This is a genomic window from Enterococcus sp. DIV1298c (genome assembly GCF_017316315.1).
In the GTDB taxonomy this organism is placed as follows: domain Bacteria; phylum Bacillota; class Bacilli; order Lactobacillales; family Enterococcaceae; genus Enterococcus_B; species Enterococcus_B mangumiae.
Map to the genome: position 1 here is coordinate 76,382 of NZ_JAFLWG010000044.1, position 23,947 is coordinate 100,328.

Annotated in this window: 22 protein-coding genes; 14 read left to right on the forward strand and 8 right to left on the reverse strand. The window is 37.9% G+C overall.

What is annotated here, in order from left to right:
- Nucleotides 1-30 precede the first annotated feature (30 nt).
- From JZO83_RS10750 to JZO83_RS10800, 11 genes are all read left to right on the forward strand, one after another.
- Nucleotides 31-1,065: a LacI family DNA-binding transcriptional regulator gene (locus JZO83_RS10750; protein WP_207115741.1), complete on the forward strand. Its 1,035-nt coding sequence runs from the start codon at nt 31-33 to the stop codon at nt 1,063-1,065.
- 132 nt (nt 1,066-1,197) lie between these two features.
- On the forward strand, nt 1,198-2,532 hold the full coding sequence (locus tag JZO83_RS10755) for a PTS sugar transporter subunit IIC (protein ID WP_206854101.1): 1,335 nt from the start codon (nt 1,198-1,200) through the stop codon (nt 2,530-2,532).
- A 12-nt stretch (nt 2,533-2,544) separates the two neighbouring features.
- Nucleotides 2,545-2,982 carry a DUF3284 domain-containing protein gene (locus tag JZO83_RS10760; RefSeq protein ID WP_206854098.1) on the forward strand — a complete coding sequence of 146 codons (438 nt, stop codon included), beginning with the start codon at nt 2,545-2,547 and terminating at the stop codon, nt 2,980-2,982.
- 71 nt (nt 2,983-3,053) lie between these two features.
- On the forward strand, nt 3,054-5,300 hold the full coding sequence (locus JZO83_RS10765) for an alpha-galactosidase (protein WP_206854094.1): 2,247 nt from the start codon (nt 3,054-3,056) through the stop codon (nt 5,298-5,300).
- Nucleotides 5,297-7,348 (forward strand): beta-galactosidase, encoded by a 2,052-nt coding sequence (locus JZO83_RS10770; RefSeq protein ID WP_347401516.1) that lies wholly within the window; start codon nt 5,297-5,299, stop codon nt 7,346-7,348. The genes JZO83_RS10765 and JZO83_RS10770 overlap by 4 nt, the downstream gene beginning before the upstream one ends.
- A gap of 80 nt (nt 7,349-7,428) precedes the next feature.
- A complete protein-coding gene (locus JZO83_RS10775) occupies nt 7,429-7,716 on the forward strand; it encodes an rRNA processing protein (RefSeq protein WP_206854091.1) in 288 nt (95 codons plus the stop codon).
- Nucleotides 7,717-7,876: 160 nt separating this feature from the next.
- Nucleotides 7,877-8,068 (forward strand): hypothetical protein, encoded by a 192-nt coding sequence (locus tag JZO83_RS10780; protein ID WP_207115742.1) that lies wholly within the window; start codon nt 7,877-7,879, stop codon nt 8,066-8,068.
- Between the two features lie 35 nt (nt 8,069-8,103).
- Complete coding sequence (locus JZO83_RS10785) at nt 8,104-8,448, forward strand: hypothetical protein (RefSeq protein WP_206854088.1); 345 nt, start codon at nt 8,104-8,106, stop codon at nt 8,446-8,448.
- Nucleotides 8,445-8,960, forward strand: coding sequence for a hypothetical protein (locus tag JZO83_RS10790; RefSeq protein ID WP_207115743.1), 516 nt, complete (start codon nt 8,445-8,447; stop codon nt 8,958-8,960). Before JZO83_RS10785 ends, JZO83_RS10790 begins: the two co-directional genes overlap by 4 nt.
- Nucleotides 8,961-9,074: 114 nt before the next feature.
- Nucleotides 9,075-10,019, forward strand: coding sequence for an L-lactate dehydrogenase (locus tag JZO83_RS10795; RefSeq protein WP_206854082.1), 945 nt, complete (start codon nt 9,075-9,077; stop codon nt 10,017-10,019).
- A gap of 115 nt (nt 10,020-10,134) precedes the next feature.
- Nucleotides 10,135-10,374, forward strand: a complete 240-nt coding sequence (locus JZO83_RS10800) for a hypothetical protein (RefSeq protein WP_206854078.1) — start codon at nt 10,135-10,137, stop codon at nt 10,372-10,374.
- A gap of 47 nt (nt 10,375-10,421) precedes the next feature.
- On the opposite strand, the gene JZO83_RS10805 is transcribed toward JZO83_RS10800, so the two are convergent.
- Together JZO83_RS10805 and JZO83_RS10810 are read right to left on the reverse strand one after the other, a co-directional pair.
- Nucleotides 10,422-10,595 (reverse strand): hypothetical protein, encoded by a 174-nt coding sequence (locus JZO83_RS10805; RefSeq protein ID WP_206854076.1) that lies wholly within the window; start codon nt 10,593-10,595, stop codon nt 10,422-10,424.
- Nucleotides 10,596-11,294: 699 nt separating this feature from the next.
- Nucleotides 11,295-13,709: a cation-translocating P-type ATPase gene (locus tag JZO83_RS10810; RefSeq protein ID WP_207115744.1), complete on the reverse strand. Its 2,415-nt coding sequence runs from the start codon at nt 13,707-13,709 to the stop codon at nt 11,295-11,297.
- A 260-nt stretch (nt 13,710-13,969) separates the two neighbouring features.
- Here JZO83_RS10810 and JZO83_RS10815 point away from each other — a divergent pair, with 260 nt between their 5' ends.
- The gene (locus tag JZO83_RS10815; RefSeq protein ID WP_207115745.1) at nt 13,970-14,458 is read left to right on the forward strand and encodes a GNAT family N-acetyltransferase; all 489 of its coding nucleotides are present in this window, start codon (nt 13,970-13,972) and stop codon (nt 14,456-14,458) included.
- A gap of 42 nt (nt 14,459-14,500) precedes the next feature.
- On the opposite strand, the gene JZO83_RS10820 is transcribed toward JZO83_RS10815, so the two are convergent.
- Nucleotides 14,501-14,815 carry a hypothetical protein gene (locus tag JZO83_RS10820; protein ID WP_206854070.1) on the reverse strand — a complete coding sequence of 105 codons (315 nt, stop codon included), beginning with the start codon at nt 14,813-14,815 and terminating at the stop codon, nt 14,501-14,503.
- Between the two features lie 70 nt (nt 14,816-14,885).
- A complete protein-coding gene (locus JZO83_RS10825) occupies nt 14,886-17,057 on the reverse strand; it encodes a type IA DNA topoisomerase (protein ID WP_207115746.1) in 2,172 nt (723 codons plus the stop codon).
- 418 nt (nt 17,058-17,475) lie between these two features.
- Between JZO83_RS10825 and JZO83_RS10830 the strand changes: the two genes are divergently transcribed.
- The gene (locus tag JZO83_RS10830; RefSeq protein WP_207115747.1) at nt 17,476-19,356 is read left to right on the forward strand and encodes an RNase A-like domain-containing protein; all 1,881 of its coding nucleotides are present in this window, start codon (nt 17,476-17,478) and stop codon (nt 19,354-19,356) included.
- Between the two features lie 302 nt (nt 19,357-19,658).
- On the forward strand, nt 19,659-20,276 hold the full coding sequence (locus tag JZO83_RS10835; protein WP_207115748.1) for a hypothetical protein: 618 nt from the start codon (nt 19,659-19,661) through the stop codon (nt 20,274-20,276).
- A gap of 187 nt (nt 20,277-20,463) precedes the next feature.
- Here JZO83_RS10835 and JZO83_RS10840 read toward each other — a convergent pair whose 3' ends face one another.
- From JZO83_RS10840 to JZO83_RS10855, 4 genes are all read right to left on the reverse strand, one after another.
- Nucleotides 20,464-21,042 carry a hypothetical protein gene (locus tag JZO83_RS10840; protein WP_207115749.1) on the reverse strand — a complete coding sequence of 193 codons (579 nt, stop codon included), beginning with the start codon at nt 21,040-21,042 and terminating at the stop codon, nt 20,464-20,466.
- 20 nt (nt 21,043-21,062) lie between these two features.
- Complete coding sequence (locus tag JZO83_RS10845) at nt 21,063-21,620, reverse strand: hypothetical protein (protein ID WP_207115750.1); 558 nt, start codon at nt 21,618-21,620, stop codon at nt 21,063-21,065.
- Between the two features lie 398 nt (nt 21,621-22,018).
- On the reverse strand, nt 22,019-22,642 hold the full coding sequence (locus JZO83_RS10850; RefSeq protein ID WP_207115751.1) for a hypothetical protein: 624 nt from the start codon (nt 22,640-22,642) through the stop codon (nt 22,019-22,021).
- Between the two features lie 88 nt (nt 22,643-22,730).
- On the reverse strand, nt 22,731-23,345 hold the full coding sequence (locus tag JZO83_RS10855) for a hypothetical protein (protein ID WP_207115752.1): 615 nt from the start codon (nt 23,343-23,345) through the stop codon (nt 22,731-22,733).
- Between the last annotated feature and the right edge of the window lie 602 nt (nt 23,346-23,947).

Consider the following 23,947-nt stretch of genomic DNA (forward strand, 5'->3'; position numbering starts at 1 on the left):
TTTAGTAAACAGTAAACAAGAGGTGAGAGGATGGCGTCTATACGTGATATTGCAAAAATCGCTGGGGTTTCAGCAGCTAGTGTTTCTCGTATCCTGAACGAAGACCCGACATTTAGTATCAATGAACAAACACGCGTGCGAGTGATTGAGATCGCCAATCAATTAAATTATTCTGTCGATAAAAATAAACGTGGAACTCGAAGTTTAGGTGACGAAATGACGATTGCTTTGATCGTGCGACATCAAGAAGAGGCAGAATTGGACGATCCATATTTTCGCAAGATTCGTGGTGGTATCGAAAAAGAAGCCGCCAAGTGGCGTTTTCGCACGATACGTGCTTTTCACATGAGAGATGCGCATAAAGAATGGAAAGAGTTAGCGAAGTATGGGGCTGTCATCATGATCAGCGAAATGACGATCGAAGCAACAAAAAAGATCGCTGCAATCAATCCGAATTTGATCTTGGTAGATAATTATTCCAATTCCGAAGAATTTGACTGCATCCAGACAGACTTCCAACAAAAAACAGTCGAGGTCTTGGAAGTACTCCATCGCAAAGGGCATCGGAATATCGCATTTATCGGCGGACACAGCAGTCGAGTGGCTGAAAACGGAGAAGTCCATAAAAGCAAAGAAGAGATCCGCGCGGAGTCGTACTTGAAATGGATGAAACTAAATGGACTCCAACAATATGCTACGGTGTATCAAGGAAACTGGAAACCCGAAGATGGTCTTCGCCTAGGTAAAGAGATGTTGGCCCAACAATCACCACCAACAGCTGTCATCGTTGCCAGTGATCCGATGGCGGTCGGTGTTTATAAAGCCATCAGTGAAGCAAATAAAAAAATCCCTGAAGATATCGCTGTCGTAAGTTTTGACGATATCGAAATGGCGCAGTTCATGACGCCAAGCTTATCAAGCATCAAAGCGAATCCTGAAGAAATGGGCCGCTTAGCGGTGCGTTTAGCAAAAGAGCGCATGTTGAAAGAACGGACGATGCCGATCCGAGTGATCTGTCGCAGTCAGCTCGTTTTACGAGATTCCATTGGGCATTCATCTGATTAATACTATGCTAAAAAGTTCGAGAAAGAAAGTTTCTTGAACTTTTTTTCTTTTTCTCTTGTGTAAACATTAAGTAAACAATTATACTCGCAAAGTAAACGTTTGCATAAAAATGAATAAAAGGAGTTATCAAACATGAAGTTTGTCGATAAATTAGCTGAAAAAATGGTTCCTGCTGCCACACTGATCGCAAATAATAAATATCTGCTTAGTCTCCGAGACGGTTTTATGATGGCTTTTCCTGCAACAATGTTTGCTTCGATCATGATCATTATCCAAAATTTGCCAACAACGTTTGGCTTCGCTACATTTCTACCGGAGGCTTTCAATACTTTCTTAAATGAATTTTTTGGTCCTGTAGGAAATGCGACAATGAGTATTTCTGCACTTTTTATCGTTTACGGGATCGGCTATCAATTAGCTGGTCATTATAAACAGCCGCAAGTCTTTGCTGGTGCCATTTCACTTTCTTGTTTCATCATGCTTTTACCATTTGGAAGTGACGAAGCAATGGGGACCTTTATTCCTTTATCTAAACTAGGCGCTGAAGGAATGTTCGTTGGTATTTTGACAGCGATTGTCGCGACAGAAATTTATAGCCGCATCAGTCGTTCAGGATTTACGATCAAAATGCCAGAATCTGTTCCGCCGATGATCGCTGAATCTTTTGTGGCAATCATCCCTGGTGCTGCTCCTTTATTTTTATTCAACATCATCCGTTACTTGTTTACTTTTACGACATGGGGAAATGCAGTCGATTTCGTTTATCAGATGTTGCAACAACCTTTGATGGGGCTAGGCGGGACTTTGCCAGCTGTGTTGATTGCTGTCTTCTTTACGCAACTTTTCTGGTGGTTCGGTATCCACGGTACATTAGTTGTCAATGCGGTGATCGATCCGATCATGGGAGCATTGGCGATTGAAAACTTTGAAGCGTATAAAGACGGCGTAGAGCAGTTGCCACATATCATCAATACGACGTTTATGGGCGTTTTCGTCAATCAAGGGATGCAACTTGGGATTTCGATCACGATGGCGTTCTTTATTGCTCGTTCGATCCGTATGAAGAAAACGATGAAAACGATCATTGCACCAGCTATTTTTAACGTATCCGAACCAATGACGTTTGGCTTACCCGTTGTATTGAACCCTGTAGCATTCATCCCTTGGATCCTAGCGCCGCTGGCTTCCACGACGATCTCATACTTTGCTATTTACTTTGGTTTGGTTCCTCGTCCAATCGGAGCAACAGTAGTCTGGACTACTCCAATTTTACTTTCAGGTTGGTTGGGGACAGGTTCGATCACCGGCGCTCTTTTACAAATCGTAACAGTAGTAGTAATGACACTGATCTGGGTACCATTCTTAGTTGCGATGGACCGTGAATACTTGAATGAAGAACGTCAACAAGTAAAACAAGAAAAAGAAAATCAATTGATGGACGGGAAGATCACCATCGAAGAACAGTAGGGAGTGAGCTTTGTGCGAATCGATACATTGAACTACCGAAAGAAGATCCCGACAAAAGCCGCAGAATTTTACCAAGTACTACTTGAGGAACAATTGAATTATTTTCAAAGCAAGGATGCTTCGATTATAGAGCTGACAGAAGGAACAACTGTCATAACTGCCTTGCAAACGAAGCTAGGACAAACGAGCGTTGAAAGTACGATGACGATCCGCCGATTGGTCAAGGATGAATTACTTGAAATGACGACTGATTACGCAGGAGGAAAAATCATTCAAACGTACCAACTGAAAAGTCAAGAAAACGACCAATTCACGTTGTTGTATTCCGAAAGAAATGAATTGGTCGATGCTAAAACTCAGTTAAGCTTGCTGTTTGTCCTGCCTTTTTACAAATTCTTTTACAATCGGAATTTAGCAAAACGAGTCAATTATTTGCTGCAAAAGATTTAGTCTTTTGGTAAACAACCAAGCGACGTATATCCTTTTTTCTAACTATAAATAAAGAAATGGTGATGCCTCACATGATTGAACAACTAAATGATCGCTTATTTCATATGAGCAATCCTCACACTAGCTTTATCCTCCATGTCATGCAAAATGGACAGATCGAGCAAATTTATTATGGAAAACCTTTACGCGGTTTAACTGACGAAGAGATCGACTATTTAGTCGCAGAACAGAATAAATCGGCTGGAACAGTTAAGTTTTTTGAAGATGATTCGAACTTTACCTTAACCGATCATCCACAAGCATACCCAGTGTATGGTACTTCTGATTTTAAAGAGGGGGCTATCGAACTTTCGAGTAATCAAGCGCCTTATTATACAGATTTTCGTTTTGTCGAAGCAACGACTAAAAAAGGAAAGGCAAGAAACCTAGATTGCCCAACAACTTATGGGGATAAGGAAGAATCGGAAACACTTTCTTTAAGATTAATAGATCAAGAACGTCAACTAGAGCTGATACTTCATTACACACTGTTTTGCGATTCTACTGCAATCGTTCAAAGTCAGACATTGACGAACCAATCTAAAACCGATTTGCAGATCCACCGCATGCTTTCAGGCGTGTTGAATCTTTCTACTAAAGCCTACGATTTCACCCATTTTTCAGGAGCATGGCTGAAAGAACGTCATGAAAAGAAGCGTCCGCTTGAGCAAGGGATCGTCTCAATCGGTTCACTAAAAGGAGCAAGTAGTCATCAGCACAATCCCTTTATCCGTTTAGATCATCAACAGTCAACGCTTGACCATGGCGAAGTTTACGGGTTGAATCTCGTTTATTCCGGAAATTTTATTGCTCAAGCAGAAGTGGATGAGTGGGATAAAACGAGAGTGATGATCGGCATCCATCCCTCACAATTCAGGTGGACTTTAGCTCCTGAAGATTCTTTTACAACACCCGAAGCGGTCTTGATGTATAGTGATGCGGGGACGAACGGTCTAGCGCAACACTTTACGCATTTTATCGAAAATCATCTGATCGATCGTAAATGGCGAGATACACCACGACCGATCGTATTCAATAACTGGGAAGCGACTTATTTTGATTTTACTGAAGAAAAACTTTTATCTCTTGCGACCATTGGTAAACATTTAGGGATGGAATGTTTTGTTTTAGACGATGGCTGGTTTGGTAAACGAAACAATGACCGTTCCTCTTTAGGTGACTGGACAGTTGATAAACAAAAATTTCCGACTGGACTTGCTTCCTTTGCAAATAAGCTAAAGAACATGGGGCTTCAATTCGGCATGTGGTTTGAACCGGAAATGATATCTCCTGACAGCCAGCTGTTGAAACAACATCCTGATTGGGTAGTCAAACATCCTTATTCACGCATCTCAGTCGGACGTGGGCAATATGTCCTTGATTTTTCAAATCCAGACGTGGTAGCAGGCATCTATGAGCAAATGGCAGCCATTATTGAAGAAACGAACTTAACTTATATCAAATGGGATATGAATCGAAATATCACTGAAGCCTATTCTGCTTATTTAGAGAAACAAGCAATCCATCAGCAGGAGTTCTTCCATCGCTATGTTCAAGGGGTCTATGCGCTTTATGGCAAATTATTGACCGCTTATCCTGATCTTTTGATCGAAGGGTGTGCTGGTGGCGGCGGAAGATATGATTTAGGCATACTATTTTATAGTCCGCAAATCTGGCCTAGCGATAACAGTGACGGGGTGGAACGTTTAAGTATCCTGAGTGGAACGTTGGCAGGCTATCCGCTTTCCAGCTTTAGTAATCATGTTTCTGCTTCACCTAACCATCAAGTATTACGTGAGACTTCTTTAGCCTTCCGCCAAGATGTAGCGATGTTTGGGCCTCTAGGGTATGAATTAGACCTCTTGGCTTTGACAGACGAAGAGAAGCAACAGATCAGCGAGCGTATCGCTTTTTACAAAGCACATCGTCACTTGCTGACTCATGGAAAATTTGTTCAGATTTTGCCAAATCGTCCGTATGATAATGAAATTTGCTGGGGTGTTTTTAGTCATGATCGATCCGAGGCGATCATTGGGTTTTATCAAAAAATGGCACGAGCAAATCCAGCCGCAAAAGCTTATCTGCCTTTTCCAGATTATCTGAAAAAAGATCGTTATTATCAAATCAATGGACAAGAGACGGTCTCTGGCAATCTTTTGAAGAATGTTGGCTTGAAAAAACCTCGTTTGTTCACAGGAGTCAATCATGCGACTTACCAGCTTGCCGGGGATTGCCAATCATTCATTTATCATATCGTAGAAAGGAAGGATACGAAGTGAAGACGTATAACGATACTCGTTTGCTACATGGCGGCGATTATAATCCAGAACAATGGTTGGCTCATCCTGAAATATTAAAAAAAGATTTCGAGTTGATGGATAAAGCCCATGTCAACACAGTGACTGTCGGTATCTTTTCGTGGAGTACATTAGAGCCGGAGGAAGGGGTTTATCACTTTGAGTGGCTAGACAAAGTATTTGAAGCGATGCACAAACGAAATGGTCGCGTCATTTTAGCAACACCAAGTGGCGGAAGGCCCCAATGGTTGAGTGAAAAATATCCAGAAGTCAATCGGACCAACATTCTTGGACAAAAGCATCATCACGGCTTTCGACACAACCACTGCTACACGTCACCAATCTATCGAAAAAAGGTCCAACAAATCAATCGACAATTAGCCGAGCGCTATGGCAATCATCCGGCATTATTGATGTGGCATATCAGCAATGAATACTCTGGTGAGTGCTATTGTGACTTTTGCGCAGAGAAATGGCGTGACTGGGTCAAAGACAAATATCAGACACTAGACGCGGTGAATGACGCATGGTGGATGACATTTTGGAGTAATAGTTATTCCAGTTGGTCTCAAGTCGTTCCGCCTTCACCTCTAGGAGAGCATAAAGTACATGGCATGGACTTAGACTGGAAACGATTCGTGACGGATCAGACGATTGATTTTTTCCTCAATGAAATTGAACCGATCCGAGAAATCACTCCTAATCTTCCAGTTACGACTAATTTTATGGCAGAAGGACATGATCAACAGGACTTTATCCCACTTGAAGGACTGGATTATTCCCGCTTTGCAGAAGTCGTTGATATCGTTAGTTGGGATAGTTATCCTGACTGGCATAATCCGTATGAGCCCTTACACCTGACTGCGATGAAATCGGCTTACGTCCATGACCAATATCGTTCATTGAAAAAACAACCTTTTCTTGTCATGGAATCAACACCTAGTTACGTGAATTGGCACGCATACAACAAAGCAAAAAAACCAGGAATGCACATTTTGAGTGGGATGCAACAACTTGCACACGGTTCAGATAGTACACTCTATTTTCAATGGCGGCAATCACTCGGAAATTCCGAAAAATTCCATGGTGCAGTTGTAGGACATGATAATTCAGAGAAAAATCGAGTCTTCCAAGAAGTAGCTACCTATGGTAAACGTTTAGACTCGCTAGCTGCGATCAAAGGTACACCAAAAGAAGCCAAAGTAGCTATTTTATTTGACTGGGAAAGTAACTGGGCATTGAAACGTGGAGGCGGGTTTGGACGACCAACTCGTCGCTATATCCAAACGTTGCAAGAGCATTATCGATTCTTTTGGGAAAGAGATATTGCGGTAGATATCCTTACACCGAAGCAAGACTTCTCTGATTACGCGTTAGTCATCGCGCCTATGCTCTATTTGATGCAAGAAGATACGATGAACGAACTTTCGGAGTATGTGAAAAAGGGCGGTATCTTGATCGGTAGCTATTTTACCGGGATGGTCAACGAAAATGATCAGTTACATCTTGGCGAATGGCCACAAACGCTACAAACCATTTTCGGGTTGCTTCCACAAGAGCTTGAGACCCTTTATCCAGGGGAACACAATCAAGTTCTTTACCAAGGGAAATCTTATCAAACTAAAGATTACTGCGGGATTGTCCAAGAAACGACAGGAAAAGTGATTGCTACCTACAGCCAAGATTTCTACGCCCACACACCTGCTTTAGTTGAAAATCGCCTAGGACAGGGAACAGCTTATTACTTGGCTGCTCGTACAGATCTTGATTTTTTAGAAGTGTTCTATCAGCCGATGATTGAAAAATTAGCGTTACAACAAGAGATCGTCAAAGACACACAGCCAAAAGTATCGATCCAATCTCGAACAGATGGGCAACACAACTATTACTTTCTCATGAATTTTTCTGAAGAGAGACAACAGCTTGAGTTGCTTCAACCGTTCTTGGACCTTGAAACCAATCAAACGCTTACTGGCTTACTCACATTTGCCCCTTATGAAGTAAAAATTTTAAAGAAAGCAAATTTATAACTTCAATCTCACCTTTATATTTTGACAGTTATTTTATTCTTGTTGTAGGATAGAGATAGAGCAACAAGGAGGACAAGCATATGACTAATTATGATGGAGAAAAAGAAAAACGATTAAGAGGGTCAATGGCGCCTAAAACGGACGATGAAGTCGCGTTAGCCGGGACTAACTCAGGGGAGACAACCGACAAAGAAGAGGCTTTAGCTGGAACTAACTCTGGCGAAGCAAAAGAAGTCGCAATGTCTGGTTCAAATGCAGTAGAAGAAGAACCTACACCTGAGAAACATCCCTTAAAAGAAGAAATCGAAGAAGTAGTGGAAGAAGCAAAAGAAAAATTTGATGCGTTTAAAGCCAAACATAAAGAATAATCAATCAAAAGAACTTACATCTATAAGAGCCTCACTGACGGCTTGTGGATGTAAGTTCTTTTACTTTTTTTCCAGTATCTGTCAAAAAAAGTTTTATCGAACCTATCCTTTCATTATAAACTATGATTGCATATGTATTTTTTAAAGGAGGTGATAAGTAATGAACGGGCAACTAGATATCATTCAATTAGTTACGAAATATTTCGCCAAAAATTCTTCAATGATCATTGGTATTGCAAGTCTTGCCATCGTTTTAAGCGTTTTTATCTCAGTAAAAATGGTTGCACAACCAAAAGTAGGGAAACCATCAAAGCAAGCAATCGCTAAAGAGCGTTATAAAATTAGAAAATAGTCGCTAGATCTTAGAGGAGTAGGGGGAAAAAGAACATGGGGATGTTTTGGGTTTTACCTTTCATTGCACAACAGCAAGAAAACTTTCCATCAGCTAGTCAAGCAGGTAGGATTGCTGCCTTTCTGTTGTCGTTTATTATTGAGTTTGGCTTTTCTGGTTTTTTTACGATCTATTTACTTGTCGTGATCATTTGGCAATTATTTAAATTTATAAAAAGAGTGAGTCGGAAAGATCGCAGGCACTTCAAAAAAGAAGTCGCTGCTTCCTACAAAGCTCAAGAAGAAACAATTAGGATAAACATAGAAAAAGAAAAAGCACGAGCAAGTAGACAAAGAGACGTGTTTGAAACATGGGAACAAAATGAGGAGGACGATTATTGAAGGATTTTTTACTCTATCAGATACATAGATTTTTTAATACAAATACTTATCGAGAAAAGCTACTCGTTCGAATGAATAAAGCAATCGATGAGACTTATAACGCTACTAATTACCCGACCTATACTGGTCAAAATGAAATCGAGCGTTTAGCCGATAAACTACAGCGAAGTCAGAGAAGAAAAAATTGGTTACCTAAAATCGGGGACCCACTATATAAGAAACCTTATTCAAAAATCTATCTTGAAGATTTGCAATTAAAAATTTCTGATAAACGATTAGATAGTGATGCTAACGACAGTCAATTCTCGCGACAGACCAGTACGAATTCACTTCCTAGCGAACAGCAGACAAGCGAAACATCGAAATCAGAACTTCGAACTTCAGAATCTAAAGTGATCGATCTCTCAGCGCATTTGGCAAATTTATCAAAGAAGAATGATCCATCGTTAAAAGGTTCACGCAAGGAGATACCTAGAGTAAGAAGGACGCAATCTGATTTTGGTCGCTACTGATTTTCTATAAAAAATTATCATAGTATGTATAATTTCTATATTATTGAAAAATGATAACAACCGATTTATAATTTTCATGAAAATAACAAAGAACGGATGAAAGGTGTGTTAGACATGAAAAAAACAAGTCGTAAAGTTGTTATCGTGGGTACAGGTTTTGTAGGTACAAGTATTGCTTATGCGATGATCAATCAAGGTGTTGCCAATGAACTTGTCTTAATCGATGTCAACCAAGAAAAAGCAGAAGGAGAAGCGTTAGACTTACTAGATGGAATGGCATGGGGCGAAAAGAACGTTTCTGTGTGGTCTGGTGATTACAACGAATGTAAAGATGCTAACCTAGTGATCTTAACTGCTGGTGTCAACCAAAAACCTGGTCAAACACGCTTAGATTTAGTGAAAACAAATGCGATGATCACACGTCAAATCGTGAAAGAAGTAATGGATTCAGGCTTTGATGGCATTTTCGTCGTAGCTTCAAATCCTGTTGATATCTTGACTTACTTAACATGGAAAGAATCTGGCTTACCAGCTTCTCGAGTGGTAGGAACTGGAACAACATTAGATACAACACGCTTCAGAAAAGAAATTGCATTAAAACTTGCAGTCGATCCACGTAGCGTTCATGGATATATCTTAGGTGAACATGGGGATTCAGAGGTTGCTGCTTGGTCACATACAACAGTTGGTGGCAAACCAATCATGGAATATGTAGAGAAAGATCATCGTTTAGAAGAAAATGATTTAACAGTGCTTGCTGATAAAGTAAAAAATGCAGCATATGAAATCATCGATCGTAAAAAAGCAACGTATTACGGTATCGGTATGAGTACTACTCGAATCGTCAAAGCAATCCTAAATAATGAACAAGCTGTCTTACCAGTTTCAGCTTACTTAAATGGCGAGTATGGGGAAGAAGATATCTTTACTGGTGTACCATCGATCGTAGACGAAAATGGGGTAAGAGAGATCATTGAATTATCGATCACTCCTCAAGAAAAAGCAATGTTCCATCAATCAGTTAGTGAATTAAAAGCAGTACTTGATACAGTACGCTAAAACAACAATCAAATAAACAAAAGGACGGGGAAATCGGAAGGTAGCAGAAATCATTTCCGAGTATCCCCGTTTTTTTATTAATATGGAAGAAATATGCGAATAGAAAGGAGAGTCTATGGGGATAGCCATTATCAATGAAAAAATTATGCCATTGGTTGGCATTGCATTACTATTATGGGTCGTGATTCTCAGTTTATTACTTATATCTTTACTATGGAAAAACAAAAAGACGAAATACAGCTGGGATAAAAAAGGAGCACGTGTGGTTCCAATTATTATCGCTATCGTCGTACATATTATATTTGGGATATTTATTGGAGTCATATTTTATCATACTTCTGTCATTCGTTTTTAAATGTGTAGATAGAGAAGAGGGCACTAAAAAAAGAGCCTGTCAGACTCTTAGAACTTGTTGAACTTGTCAACAAGTTTTTGTTTTTCTGTAGCAATTTTCTCTAAGTCTAAAATCGCTTTCTTTGCACGCATTAGTTCGATCAACTCAATCATGTCTTGTTCAGTTGCTTCATTCAATATGTAATGTTTGATTTTTGCTTTATCCAGTTTAACAATTTTCATTTTTTCACCTCAAATTTATTCTAAACATAACATATCACATGAAATAAAGTTCAAGAGAACAAAAAAAGCGATTTTAGGCAAAAACAGGTACTTATGTAGATATGTTATGTGTAGCGATAATTACTGAAAAATGTTAGTGACAGATTGGATGAAACGATCAGCAAGACTTAAATACAGATAAATCATAAATGATCTATAAGTAACGACAGATCAAACAATATAAATCTAACGCTAGCAGATTGATTGAACTAACATTTGTTGAAAAAATTATTTCTTACGGGAATGTCGATAGTAAAAAAATTAATCAGTTAAATATGTAATTATGTGCATGAAAAAAGTAAACAAAACGATGCAAAATAATTTTAAAATATTGTAGAAGAGAAAAAAACGGTTTTTGAGGTCAAAATCGAATGATTTAGGTTGGAACATAGGTTTAGTTCTTTTTGAATCTACTTTGTATAATATATATTATGTAAACTAGAATAAATAAAAAATGATTAATTGCATAATTCCTCGTTCTAACCCCTCTTATCAATCGTAAATCACCATAATTCTCTTGTTTTTTTAGTTGTCTGCATTTATTTTTGTCATTCGCGCTTTTTTTGGTCATTTTAATAAAAGTTCGTCTGCAGCTTTGGGAAAAATAAACTACAGACGAACATAATCAGACTTAACTAAGAGAAAATTTTCAGGTACTCGTTAAAACAGATGTGTCCATTTTTTTATTTCGATATAGATGACTGGAATTAGAGATAAACCAAGGACCCATAACCAGTTCGTGAGACCAATCGTAACAAACCCAAAGATATGCTGTGTAACAGGGATTGTTACTAACAAAACGATGATCAGTGCGCCAATCATTGTTGTTAAGACAAGCAATGGATTACCTAGAAATTTTAAGCGTAAAATCGATTGTTCACTGCGACAGTTATACATATGGCTGATCGTTGATAAACCTAATACTATAAATGTCATGGTTTCAGCAATAGCAACTGATTGTGTGCGTCCAATAACTATAGCCAATAAAGTTACGATCGTAAACACAACAGAGATTTCAAGAATCTTAACTGCCAATCCTTGAGAAAAAATACTCTCGTTTTTATGGATCGGTTGTTTTTCCATATTTTTTTCTTCTGAAGGTTCTACACTTAAACTAAAACCAGGAATTCCGTCTGCGACTACTTTGATGATCAATAATTGAATGGCGGTGACTGGCGCTCCCCAACCGAAAAGCAAAGAAAGCAATACGACCGTCAGAGCCGAAATATTACAACCTAACATGGCATAAAGTGATTTTCGGATATTTTGATACACTCTCCGCCCCTCTTCTACTGCTTGGACGATCGTGACAAAATGATCGTCTACTAAGATCATATCAGATGCTTCTTTTGCCACTTCAGTGCCGCTTCCCATAGCAATGCCGACGTCTGCTGCTTTCAGCGCTGGGGCATCGTTCACTCCGTCCCCGGTCATTGCAACGATTTCGTCATTTTCTTGAAAGGCTTTAACGATCCGTATTTTATCCTCAGGTGACGTTCGAGCGAAGACACGGTACCTATCGATCCTTTTAACTAAGTCTCTATCACTGATTTTTTTCAGTTCAGCTCCTGTGATTGCTTCGTTTCCTTCCTCCAATATCCCCACTTCTTTAGCAATACGTGAAGCGGTCAATAAATGGTCGCCAGTGATCATAATGGTTTTGATTCCAGCTTGTTTAGCTACTCCCAAGACACGATACGCTTGGTTAGCAAGTTGATCATGTATCGTTAAATAATGTTCATTGGGATTTGCCAATTGTAATCGGTCAAACGCCCCTTTTGTTACCGAAACATATTCTTTACCGATCTGATAGACGTCCGTCATACGTTTTCTTTTTGAATCAAACGGCAATTCTTTGATTTTTTTCAAGGGAGAAAGATGTTCCTGTAATTCCTTCTCTGAAAACCGAGTATCTATTGCCTTTTTTATGGCTGATTCAGTTGGATTGCTGCCCCCTTCACTTTCAGAAAAACTACTGGCAAGATAAAACAGGAAAAGGAGATTTTTTTCTTGATCTTCTGTGAAAGATAGCAGAGCAGGCATTTCTGCTAGAGGAGCAATTTTTTTCACTGTCATTTTATTTTCAGTGATCGTCCCCGTTTTATCTGAGCAAATCACTGACACGCCCCCCACTGTCTCAACAGTCGATGGTGTTCGCACGATCGTTTTCTTAATTGCCATGTTTCCCATACCTACAGCTAGAGAAATGGTTACAAAAACAGGTAACACTTCTGGTATTGCCGCAACTGCCATTGAGATAGCCGTCATAATACTAGTTTCTACGCTCAATCCTTTCGTAATTCCTATGCCAATTGCAAGGAAACCGGCAATGATCGCCACGATTCCCAGTATTTTCCCAAGTTTTTGCATTTTGATTTGCAGAGGTGCGACATTGGTGATTTCATTCGAGATCAAGTGAGAGATTTTTCCGATTTCCGTCTCATTTCCAGTTTTTTCTACTAAGATCGTCGCTTTACCTGTTACGACTAATGCACCAGAAAAGACTAAATCTTTACGATCGCTCAATCCGTCAGTCTCACTGGCTTGATAAGAAGCATCCTTTTCGTTTGGCTCGCTTTCTCCCGTCAAGAATGATTCGTCAACAAAGAAATTAACACACGAGATTACTTTCGCGTCAGCAGGTACACGATCACCTAATGTTAGTTGAACGATATCGCCAGGTACGATCTCCGAGCTATTGATTTCTTTGACGACACCTTCTCTTAAAACACTACTAGTTGGAGTACTCATTTTTTTTAATTGTTCCATCGATTTTTCTGCACTTTTTTGTTGCCGTATCGACAAATAAAGATTTAATAAAACGATTGAAAAGATAACGACCGGTTCTGTAAAGTCATCTGGATGTGTTTGATACGCAATATACGTGGACAGTCCAGTAGCAACTAATAAGATCAAAATCGTGATATCTTTCATTGCTTCTTTCACATAGGTAAAAATACTTTTATTTGCTTGAGTATCAATCGAATTTAATCCATAGTATCGTAATCGCTCTTGCGCTTCTTGCTGTATTAATCCTTTTTGTACATCTGTCTGTAAGTTTTCGATTTTTTTCATTCTGCCTAATACCTCCCAAAACAAAAAGGAGCCAGACAAACGAACCATTAAAGCCTACGGTTCGTTTGTCTGACTCCTGCAAGATCGTTCCGGCGAACGCTCTTAAGTCATAATTTTTTATGAGGTTATTATTTCACAGTTCAAGCAAAGGGTCAAGAAAGAAGTTGATTGAACATTCAATACTTCTACAAAAAGCAAATTGACGTTGACACTTAAATCGATTACGATAAATGAACACTAAAGAAAAGGAGCCACGTTCTATGCGAATAAGAGAAATCACCCCTCAAGATGACTTAGCAATAAAAGAAATCATTCAAAATTCCCTCGAATCACTCGGTTTAGCAATTGAAGGCACGGCGTATTTCGATCCTCAATTAAGTCATTTATCAGACTATTACCAATCGTTACCTCATGCAGCTTATTGGGTCGTTCAAATCGATGATCAAGTGGTTGGCGGAGTTGGAATTGCGCCCTTCGACGAGCAAAAGCAGATATGCGAATTACAAAAATTATACTTAGCACCAGAAGCTGTTGGTTTAGGGATTGCGAATCAATTGATGGAAAAAGCATTATCTTATGCAAAGCAAAATTATCGCGAGTGCTATTTGGAAACGATGCACGCCTTAACACCCGCTTGCAAACTATATGAGAAATTTGGTTTTCACTTGATGTCTGCCCCACTACCTGGCTCTGACCATTCAACAATGGATGCCTGGTACATCAAAAACTTGAAAAAAGACAGTGAATAAGATGTTTTCTCTTACCACTGTCTTTTTTTACTCTAAATCTATTTATATAAACTTTTGAACAAATTGAGTGATCACCGGTAAGAAATAAACAACTCCCGCCGCTACTAAGACGAAAAACAACTGTTTTCGTTGTTTCTTTCTTTTCAGTAAGTTGCTAGTCGTATGCAACAAATAAGTACCACTCTTAGCTGCTGCTGTCACCGTGGTTAAGATCACAGTCGGTGAATAGCCAGTAGGATGTTTCGTAATAGCTAACAACTTCGTGCCATATTCCGGATAGGCGATCACCGCTTGATATAAAGCAACCAACGTCAATAACCCCATTGCATAATTCAAAAGTGAATTGATTTTTTTCACGTATAAGTACTCCTATTCATTACTTAGGTATTTATAATTAAAGCATATTGACTTTTCGGAATATATATCATTATTCTTGTTTCTCCATCCAGGGGAATGAAAAACCGATCGTTAAATCCTCTTTCAATACTAGAACAGCGTCAAATTTCCCTTTTTTACCAGTGAAGCCTTTGACCACTTTACTAGTCTTCCCTTTTGATAGTAGCTCTCTAAGATTCGTTTTGGTCAATTTTTTCTTGGCAATCGTGGGCCATAATTTAAAATCGCATTCCTTATTCGTACATGTCGCAATCTTTGGATATAACATCACGATCCCTTTTTTACATTTCGGACAGCGCCCTATTTGATCATTCTTCTTTTCCATCGCTTCGATTTGCATCAAGCCACTTTGTTCTTCCGATAAATCGACTTTTTTCACTTGTTCTGGCACGACTTCTAATAAATGGAGTATAAACTTTTTGATATTTCCTAAAAAGACTTCTGGTGTCCCCTGACGTTCACCGATCTTCTTCAAATAGCTTTCCCAACGTGCAGTCATTTCAGCACTTGTCAATAAGGACTCCCCTGCGACAGCTTTACACAAAGTAATTCCTTTAGCAGTCACTTGGATATCGTTTTTATTGACTTCTATATAGTGTCGTTGCTTCAAGTTTTCAATAATACTTGCTCGGGTAGCTTCTGTTCCGATTCCTTCGACTTCTTTTAAGATCTCTTGCGCTTCTTCATCGTCTAAGGTCTTCCCTGCTGTTTTCATCGCAGTGATCAACGTTCCTTCATTGTATGGCTTAGGCGGCTGAGTTTCTTTCTCAAGACTCCTTAGATCAACCGTAACCACTTCTTGTTCACTGACTTTAGGCAAAAGTTGACCATCTGATTTTTTCTTGCTTTTGACAGACAAGATTTGTTGCCACCCTTCTGCGATCGGACGTTTCCCGACACTCTTCAAACGTAATCGTTGCACCCCTGTAAGTATCACCGTTTCTTCGTAGCGATAGTTTTCAGCAAACATTGCTAAAGTCGTACGCAGCACTTGTAGATAGATCGCTTGTTCCAGCCGAGAAAGCTTCGCAAAACGTTCCTTCGTCGGTAGCGTTTTCGTTGGAATGATCGCATGATGCTCTTGGACTTTTTTGGCATCGACATATCTTTTTTTAGGAAATGTTTCTGGCGTTGCTACCTCTTGGATTCCTAGAAACGCTTTATACCGATCAAGATTTTGAACAAGATACTGGTGTTCACTTTCTGTAATATAAAAAGAATCTGTCCGAGGATAACTCAAAAACTTACTTTCATACAACCCTTGGACGGCATCAAGCGTGGCTTTCGCACTGACTTTCATCAACTGGTTCATTTTCGATTGTAAACTAGATAAAGAAAACAACCTTGGACTACTCTGTTGCTTTTCTTTTTTCGTTACTTGTAAGATCGTTCCTTGCTGGGTACCTAAATGAGCGCCTTTATCTTCAATCGCAGCAACTAATTCGTTCGCAGTCTTAAAGGTTTGTTTCGGCTCGATTTTACCGACAAACTGCCCATGTTGACTTTTGATCTGTGCTTCCCCTTCGAAATAAGGCTCTTTTTTGAACTTCCTGATTTCTTCTTGTAACTGATAGATCATATAAAGCGTTGGCGTTTGGACACGACCTAATGAAAAACTTCCAGAGATCCCCTTTTGTTGCAAAAGTAAACTATATAATGGACTACCATTCATCCCAATTAGCCAATCCGCATGTTGACGCGCTTGCGCTTCTTTATATTTTGGATAAAACTGCTCCGCCGGTTTTAGTTGCTTGAACCCTTGATAAATAGCTTCTTTTTCCAATGAATTGATCCATAAACGTAAGTACTGCTTTTGCTTTGTAAATGCGTTGGCTTGCTGGATGATCGACCAAGCAATCGCTTCACCTTCACGGTCACTATCCGTTGCGATAACAATCGTATCCGCCGCTTGTAATTGCCGTTTAACGATCGCAAATTGCGTCCGTTTCTCTGGAGGGACCGTGTATTTGAACTGGTCTGGAAATATCGGTAAGTTAGGCAGTGACCACTTAGCCCAACGTTCTTCATACTCTCCAGGAGGAACCATTTCAACTAAATGACCAAATCCATACGTAATCGTTACTTCCCCTGAAAATAATGGATCACTGATTTCAAAATAGCCCTCATGCTTTTTCCTTTTTTTGAATGTTTCCGCATATGCTTTTGCTTGAGAAGGCTTTTCAGCGAGTATCACTGTTTTCATGTTATCCATCCTCCTCTTGTTAAAATAAGAATTCTTTAACAGTTTACCAAATGGTTTTCAAAAAGAATAGCGAAAAAATTGAAGATGTTTTTGCTAAATGAAAAAAAGCGTAACAAAAAAATAACTATAATCATCCAAAGAAGAACATCCATCTTTTTATTATTATTATCACGTTATTTTTATATAAGAATACAAGCACTGATAAAAGAACAGCATAACTTAACATATAATTAGTATTTTCAAAGAAAATAACTATATAAAAAAATGAGTTTTTTTATAATTAATATTTTAAATAAGCTTGCAGTTTTTTGTTATATTTTAGAAAATATAATTAAGTAATCTACGACACAAATAAGGAGGTTTTTAGCAATTGAACTGTTGGTAGTCACTCAAGCTATTTGATAAAAAGGAGAAAAAAATGAAAAAATTTTATCGCCTATTACTTGTTGGTCTGTTGCTTGCACCTTTTACCACTTTGCCACTTGATGTCCACGCCCAAGAAACGATCGCTAGCGAAATCACCCAACCTGACGAAACCGTCGTTCCGATCGATACCACCTCACCGATTCCTACGTCTGCAGAACCACAAAATGCAGCAGTCGCCTTAAATGTCTTTAATGGCATGAGCATGTCTGCTTTTGCTTCTGGATTATCAGGCAGTACACTTAGCGCCGGTTTACTCTCGACCACAGCCGCTGCCGTCCTTGCTCCTGCATTACTAGGCATTGGCCTAGGTGTCGGGTTTTATCAGCTCGGTGCCTCTTTAGGAGTTGCAACAGCTGATTTAGCGAAAACAAACAGCGGCTTATTTGAATCGATCGGTAGCAGTGCCGCCACTCAAAATGAACTGAACGCTTTTGCAATGTCTGGGATCGATTCTACAACAAATACCTACAATTTCTCCGCAGCCTTACAAAGCCGCTACGCACAAGATGTAACAAGCAATGCGTTGATGCGTGAGTACTTGACTGGCGAGAGCGACCACGGAATCTTTTCTTTCAATGTCAGTGACCGTGTCGAACTTCATCGTCGCTATATCAATTACACCATTCCTTGGGCTTTACGAGAGCAAGCAGCAGTAGTCGGACGCAACACGTCACTAGCCGATTCTTTCTCCAAGAATGAGTTCTTTGTTTTAGAAAGCATCCAGTATGGCGAATCCGTTCGAGGAGCAGATGATGCCATCTTGAACATCACCGGTTCTTCATACTACGGCTATGATTTCCCAGAACCTTTTAACTATCAAGTCAAGCTTGATACGAGCATTTCTACACTCTTAACGGAAATCACAACAAAAGAACAATTGCTCGACTATGTTCAAGCAACCACTCCATTTGAATTTGGGGTCGTCAATGAACCTTCTAAAGCCTTAGCCATCGAGACCGCCAAAGAAATGGCTGTCGCGTACTATGAACGAACCAGCGAAATCAGCCAAAGCTTAAGCGAAGCCCTCGCTCCAAACAACAACGGATTAGACTTTGATCCATCAGGAATGATCGCTACATTATACGGTGCGGCTGTCGTATTGGATCGTGCTGGAAACTTCATCTATGCTCAAACGCAGCAAGCAGTTCCGTCACATTTAGTTGGGGCAATTGAGTTTTCTTATAGTGAAGAGTCAATACCTTATGATAATGCTCTTACGATTAACGGTAGGCGAGGGGTATTTGATCCAGAAACAGGAAGCATAATCAATGAAGGCACAAATGAAACTTTAATTGATTCGGCATTAGGAGATTGGACTATCGCTAACTACAAAACTCTGGTGGCTGAATTACGTAAATATGACGATAACGAAGATGCTTGGTATACCCCCCTCGACTTAATCTATGATGAGTACTATGCTCATGGTGGCAAAGGCCATACGATTACAGATCATGTTATTCAAAATTGGGACACTTTGTTGGCTAGAATAAAAGATGACTCCGAACTAAAATATACCACAAGCTTTCATAACGCCCTCCAAGCTTTATTAATGGCCAACTATGCCATTTGGACAGCAAAACATGAAAACTTATTAGCCGGAGATAAAGGGTTCGACTTAGGTTACTGCAATTTACCAGAAAATAGCAATTCGATTTCTTATCGATCCTATGGTCAATTGTCATTAGGGGTTTCTCTAGGTTTTGGTTTATCAGTATCTCCAATATCTGAACAATTTGATCGGCATGAGCACATCCCTTATGCAAAGGTCATGATCCGAAAAACCAAACAAGCAGTCCGAAAAAATAGAAAATATTTTATTGTTACTGCATTTCCTGATTTAGAAAGAACGGTTGGAGGATGGCGTCCTAGTTGATGGAAACTCTTTAGAAGATAATGCGAAAAAGGTGGACTTAAAAGTTCATCTTTTTCAGATTTAAATCTGATTCTACAAATAATTATGAGAGGTTTTATCAAATAAGTAACAAAAGAAATAAAAAATGAATAATTTTTAAATATATATCTAAAAAAAAAAACGAAATTATATCTGTAGAAATTATTAAAACCTTTAAAATTTCTGTTCTTTTATAGATATAATAAAGAATGATTGCAAACATTCCTGAATTTTTTAGAAATCAATTCGGGTTAAAAGTACTTTTTTATTAAATGGAGGACAAAATGGAACTATTGGAAAAAGAAACACTAGCATGCCGGGATAGGAATGGAGAAAATATACCAAATTATGTTAATTATAGCTTCTTTAATGAACCTTATTATCAAGGAATTCACAGTCACCAGCAAGCTATACTAGGATATCTAGAGTTTTTACATCGAATCGCACAATGTAACCGCTGGGCAGCAGACCTCAATGTAAAAACTGGGAACCCTGCAAGTACAGAACAATTCAACGAGTATTTCTGTTCAATAAAAGGTAATCCGCTCATCTATATCAAAAGAGACCCTGATTACTTAGGTTGGAAAACAAACCCGATTTATGTCAATAAAGAAATGATGAAAGCAGAAAAAATCAATCCTGAAATCTTATTTAAAAATAGAGGAATCTATGAAAAAGCCTTTTTCCATGAAACTCAAACAACTACAGTGAGTAAAGAACAATTTTTAGTGCTTAATCAACGATTCTTTCCTGAAAGAGAGCATTTAAAAATCTACGAGTGGGATGCATCCTTCTCCAATCGTTTTAATCGTGCGCGTGATTGTTACGGTGTCTATTTGTGGAGTATTTACGATAAAAAAAGAAAGCGAATTACAGTAATCAGTGTTTTTTTGAATCCTTAGTGATGAACCCGAATTTGAAAAATACTATTTCCTCGTTTATTTATATATGCCACTGAAAGTCATTACATAGCTTTCAGTGGCATATTATTTTATTTGATTGCTTGTTTCATTTAATCGGCTACGCAGGATGAAAAAAAGATAGGTATACACAGATTGATAACTACTTGCACTATTTTTCACGTATTGTTCAAAATCTCATCGAAGCACCTATCACTGTAAATTTTTCAGTTTTCCTCTCATAGATCGTCCATAAATAAGCCCCATATTCTTCTCTACCTATTGAAAAATAATTTGACCAATCATTGTTCCATTGATAGACAATTAGGTTCTCTTGCATAGGAAATAGATACTCATTGGCTTTTAAAAAAATCTCTTCTCGCTGAGGTTTATATATCTGTGAAAGTATGGAATAAGCACAAGAGGATTCATATTTTCCATTCTCACATTTAGTAGAGAAGAAGGAATAGGGCAATACTGATTTCGCATACATCAACTCTGGATTCACGGCATATGGATAACCCACAGACTTAATAAAAATAGGTAAATCATCAAAATAATGTAAATCTGTTAAATGAACACATGAGTACCCTAGTCTTTTTTCGTTCATCACCTTTATAAATTCGATCGCTGCTTGTTGATGACTCTCCACATTTCGATAATCCTTCTCTTTAAAGTAAACAAAGTCTAAATTTAAACGTCTTATAAATAATGCTTTCTCCTCTAATTTTTGGCTCAATATTTCTGTTTCCTGTTGTAAAAACTCCATATTATAATTTTCTCCTAATCTCATAAAATACTTGCATTGATCACTATAAACTTATTTCTTTTAGGATCATAGATTGTCCATAAAAAAGCCCCTCTTTGCTGCCTTCCATCATGAAAATAATCTGACCAAGTATTATTCCACTCGTAGATGATCAGTTGTTTCTTTTCTGGAAAAAGGATATCATTCATTCGAATGAAATGGTCTAATTTCCCAAGATAATCTGAAGACATCTGAAAAAACGCATAAGCATAATTTGAAAGAAAAGGTTTTTTAGGTTCCCGAGAAATTGAGAAAAAAACCTCGTAACTTAAACGTCGAGCGGTCATGAGCGTAGGATTTATTGTATATTCTTGTATCCGATTATGTAATTGTTCATGCTTAGTCCAAGTGTTCATGGGATACTTTTTTTTCTGGTTCGCAAACTTAACAAGCTGAATTGCTGCTTGTTGATGACTGCTATCATCCTCGTCATCTTTCTCATGAAAGAATAGATAAAGAAGCGGGATATTTTTCATGGGGATATTATTCTCCATCATAGTCAAAGGGAATCGATACGTCTCTTCTTCTAATAATTTCATATTGATCTTTCCTTTCTTTTTTGAGTTCATTTCTTTACTATTATGTAGTTAATAAAGCATCAGGCACTGCAATCTGGGCAAATTCCCATAGTTGAAATTTCTCTGCATACATTTCACGATTGTCAGATTTTCTGTTTCCTTATGTTCTATTACTCAATTATTTGCTTTCACAAAAGGAAAAAGTATTTTCTTTTATATTTTCATTACTAATGATTCAACCATTTAACCTATCTGTAGTTTTGTTATTACCTTATCCCTGTTCTGCTAAATAAATTTCGCCGATCGTAAAGATTGGGGTTCTAGGATCATAAACTCTCCAAAGATAGGCGCCCCAGCCCACACGCGCATAATTGAAATAAATTTTAAGTTATAAAATTTATGAATAGAAATTGCATTTTTTAACCTTCATATCCTAAATAAATATCAATGACTGTAAATCTCTTTGTATTCGTATCGTAAATACTCCATAAATAGGCACCGATGCATGCTCTAGGATAGTTAAAGTAATTTGTAAACTCTGAATTCCATGAATAGATGATTAATTTGTCTTTTAAAGGAAAGAAACGTTCATTTACCAGATTAAACTCTGTCTTAGATAACTTTGTACCATGAAATTCATCAAAAAAAGCTTCCTCATATACCCCGCCATCCATAAACAATTCTTCTACAGTAAGTTCAGTGCCTTCCATCATTTCTTCGTTGACTTCAATGGGGTAGCCATCTAAGTTTAACGTAGTAGGATCAATATCTGTGTAAATAATTGAATCCGAATTTAGTTTACGAAATTTCGCTACATACATTTCACGGGTAACAGATTTTCCAGCTTCTTTGCGTTTTTTTGATGACCAAAGATTTGTTCTTATTAAGCGACTTGTATAATTTAAGTAAGCCAAAATTGCCTCTTTATGGGTGACCTTTCCTTGGTAATCACTTTCCTTAAAGAACGTATAACCAACGTAATGCGGAAAAAGTATATCCCTTTTTTCCCCTAATGCTAATGTTTCTTTTACCAATAATTCCATGTCTTTTCCTCCTCTAAAAATAGTGTATGTACTTAATAGCTATTTTTCACATGCTTAAACAATAGATGTAACCAAAAATTATCCTTCCCTAACCCTGAATTACCAGAGCTATACTTATCACTGTAAATTTATTTCTTTCGCTATCATAGATGCTCCACAAATATGCACCATGTCCTTCACGCGCAAAATTATAGTAGTTGGTAAAATCTGTATTCCACGAATAGATGATCAACTTATCTTTCTTCGGAAAGAACAATTGATTTAGTGCTTCAAAGTCAAGTTTTGATAATTCTGTTTCTTGAGAATTATCAAAAAAAGCCTGTTCGCAAACTCCTCCGTCCATAAAGAATTGTTTTGGACTTATTTCAGTTGATTCCATCATTTTTTTATTCACAAGCGTTGGATATCCATTATTTATAAGTGAACTTTGATCTGAATAAATGATTGTCTCATCTACGCTAGAAAAGAATTGCTGCTCCAACATGTTAACAGTGATGACTTCATGTCTATTATTACGATGTTTTATTGCCCAAATATCGCACTTCCAAATGCGATTAGTAAAATTTAAAAACTCTAGAACCGCCTCCTGATGGCTTTTTTTCCCTTTGTAAGTTTTCTCTTCAATAAATGCATAATTTACATAATAAGGGACGATATCCTCCCTCCATTGTAGTTGCAAGCTTTCTTTCTCCAATAATTTCATTCTCTTACCTCCCAGTCATAGTTACCCATAATTAATATATTCTATAAATTAAAACAGCCATTTATATATCACTTATTATTTTTTCAATTGTCTACTCTAAAAAAATCTGTAAATACCGCTATTTCTATATTTCTCATCTCTGCTTTCTATATGAAATTGATTCTATTTCTTGTTTTAAATATTATTATGTATTGAAACACTTTGTCCTATTATCATCGTTTTCTATGTGTTAATAATATTAACTATACCTGTTCTTTATTGCACGTCATTCTCCCTAGCTATTCAAGATTTCACTACATCAGTTAAATTTGCTATTACTTTTTATTATTGCTTCTTTAGCGAAAATAATTACCAAGGAGTCTGTAGTTGCTAGCAAGACGTAAATAAAAAAATATATCACTTCTTTTCTTAATGCTAACATTTCTTTTGCCCATAACTCCATGGATTACATCTTTAGAGTTTTACTATTGCCATTTTCTTAGTAATATAATCGCATATTTATTATCCTACGTCTCAGAATATTCTTCTGTTTTCACGATTGATTAGAAACTCAAATAGAGATTTTTCTAAACCTCTCAAATGTCTTATATAAATTAAAATGT

Bases quoted from the DNA above. Each gene is read 5' to 3' on its own strand.
- JZO83_RS10750 (WP_207115741.1), top strand. From the start codon at position 31: ATGGCGTCTATACGTGATATTGCAAAAATCGCTGGGGTTTCAGCAGCT.
- JZO83_RS10755 (WP_206854101.1), top strand. From the start codon at position 1,198: ATGAAGTTTGTCGATAAATTAGCTGAAAAAATGGTTCCTGCTGCCACA.
- JZO83_RS10765 (WP_206854094.1), top strand. From the start codon at position 3,054: ATGATTGAACAACTAAATGATCGCTTATTTCATATGAGCAATCCTCAC.
- JZO83_RS10775 (WP_206854091.1), top strand. From the start codon at position 7,429: ATGACTAATTATGATGGAGAAAAAGAAAAACGATTAAGAGGGTCAATG.
- JZO83_RS10780 (WP_207115742.1), top strand. From the start codon at position 7,877: ATGAACGGGCAACTAGATATCATTCAATTAGTTACGAAATATTTCGCC.
- JZO83_RS10785 (WP_206854088.1), top strand. From the start codon at position 8,104: ATGGGGATGTTTTGGGTTTTACCTTTCATTGCACAACAGCAAGAAAAC.
- JZO83_RS10795 (WP_206854082.1), top strand. From the start codon at position 9,075: ATGAAAAAAACAAGTCGTAAAGTTGTTATCGTGGGTACAGGTTTTGTA.
- JZO83_RS10800 (WP_206854078.1), top strand. From the start codon at position 10,135: ATGGGGATAGCCATTATCAATGAAAAAATTATGCCATTGGTTGGCATT.
- JZO83_RS10805 (WP_206854076.1), bottom strand. From the start codon at position 10,595: ATGAAAATTGTTAAACTGGATAAAGCAAAAATCAAACATTACATATTG.
- JZO83_RS10810 (WP_207115744.1), bottom strand. From the start codon at position 13,709: ATGAAAAAAATCGAAAACTTACAGACAGATGTACAAAAAGGATTAATA.
- JZO83_RS10815 (WP_207115745.1), top strand. From the start codon at position 13,970: ATGCGAATAAGAGAAATCACCCCTCAAGATGACTTAGCAATAAAAGAA.
- JZO83_RS10825 (WP_207115746.1), bottom strand. From the start codon at position 17,057: ATGAAAACAGTGATACTCGCTGAAAAGCCTTCTCAAGCAAAAGCATAT.
- JZO83_RS10830 (WP_207115747.1), top strand. From the start codon at position 17,476: ATGAAAAAATTTTATCGCCTATTACTTGTTGGTCTGTTGCTTGCACCT.
- JZO83_RS10835 (WP_207115748.1), top strand. From the start codon at position 19,659: ATGGAACTATTGGAAAAAGAAACACTAGCATGCCGGGATAGGAATGGA.
- JZO83_RS10840 (WP_207115749.1), bottom strand. From the start codon at position 21,042: ATGGAGTTTTTACAACAGGAAACAGAAATATTGAGCCAAAAATTAGAG.
- JZO83_RS10845 (WP_207115750.1), bottom strand. From the start codon at position 21,620: ATGAAATTATTAGAAGAAGAGACGTATCGATTCCCTTTGACTATGATG.
- JZO83_RS10850 (WP_207115751.1), bottom strand. From the start codon at position 22,642: ATGGAATTATTGGTAAAAGAAACATTAGCATTAGGGGAAAAAAGGGAT.
- JZO83_RS10855 (WP_207115752.1), bottom strand. From the start codon at position 23,345: ATGAAATTATTGGAGAAAGAAAGCTTGCAACTACAATGGAGGGAGGAT.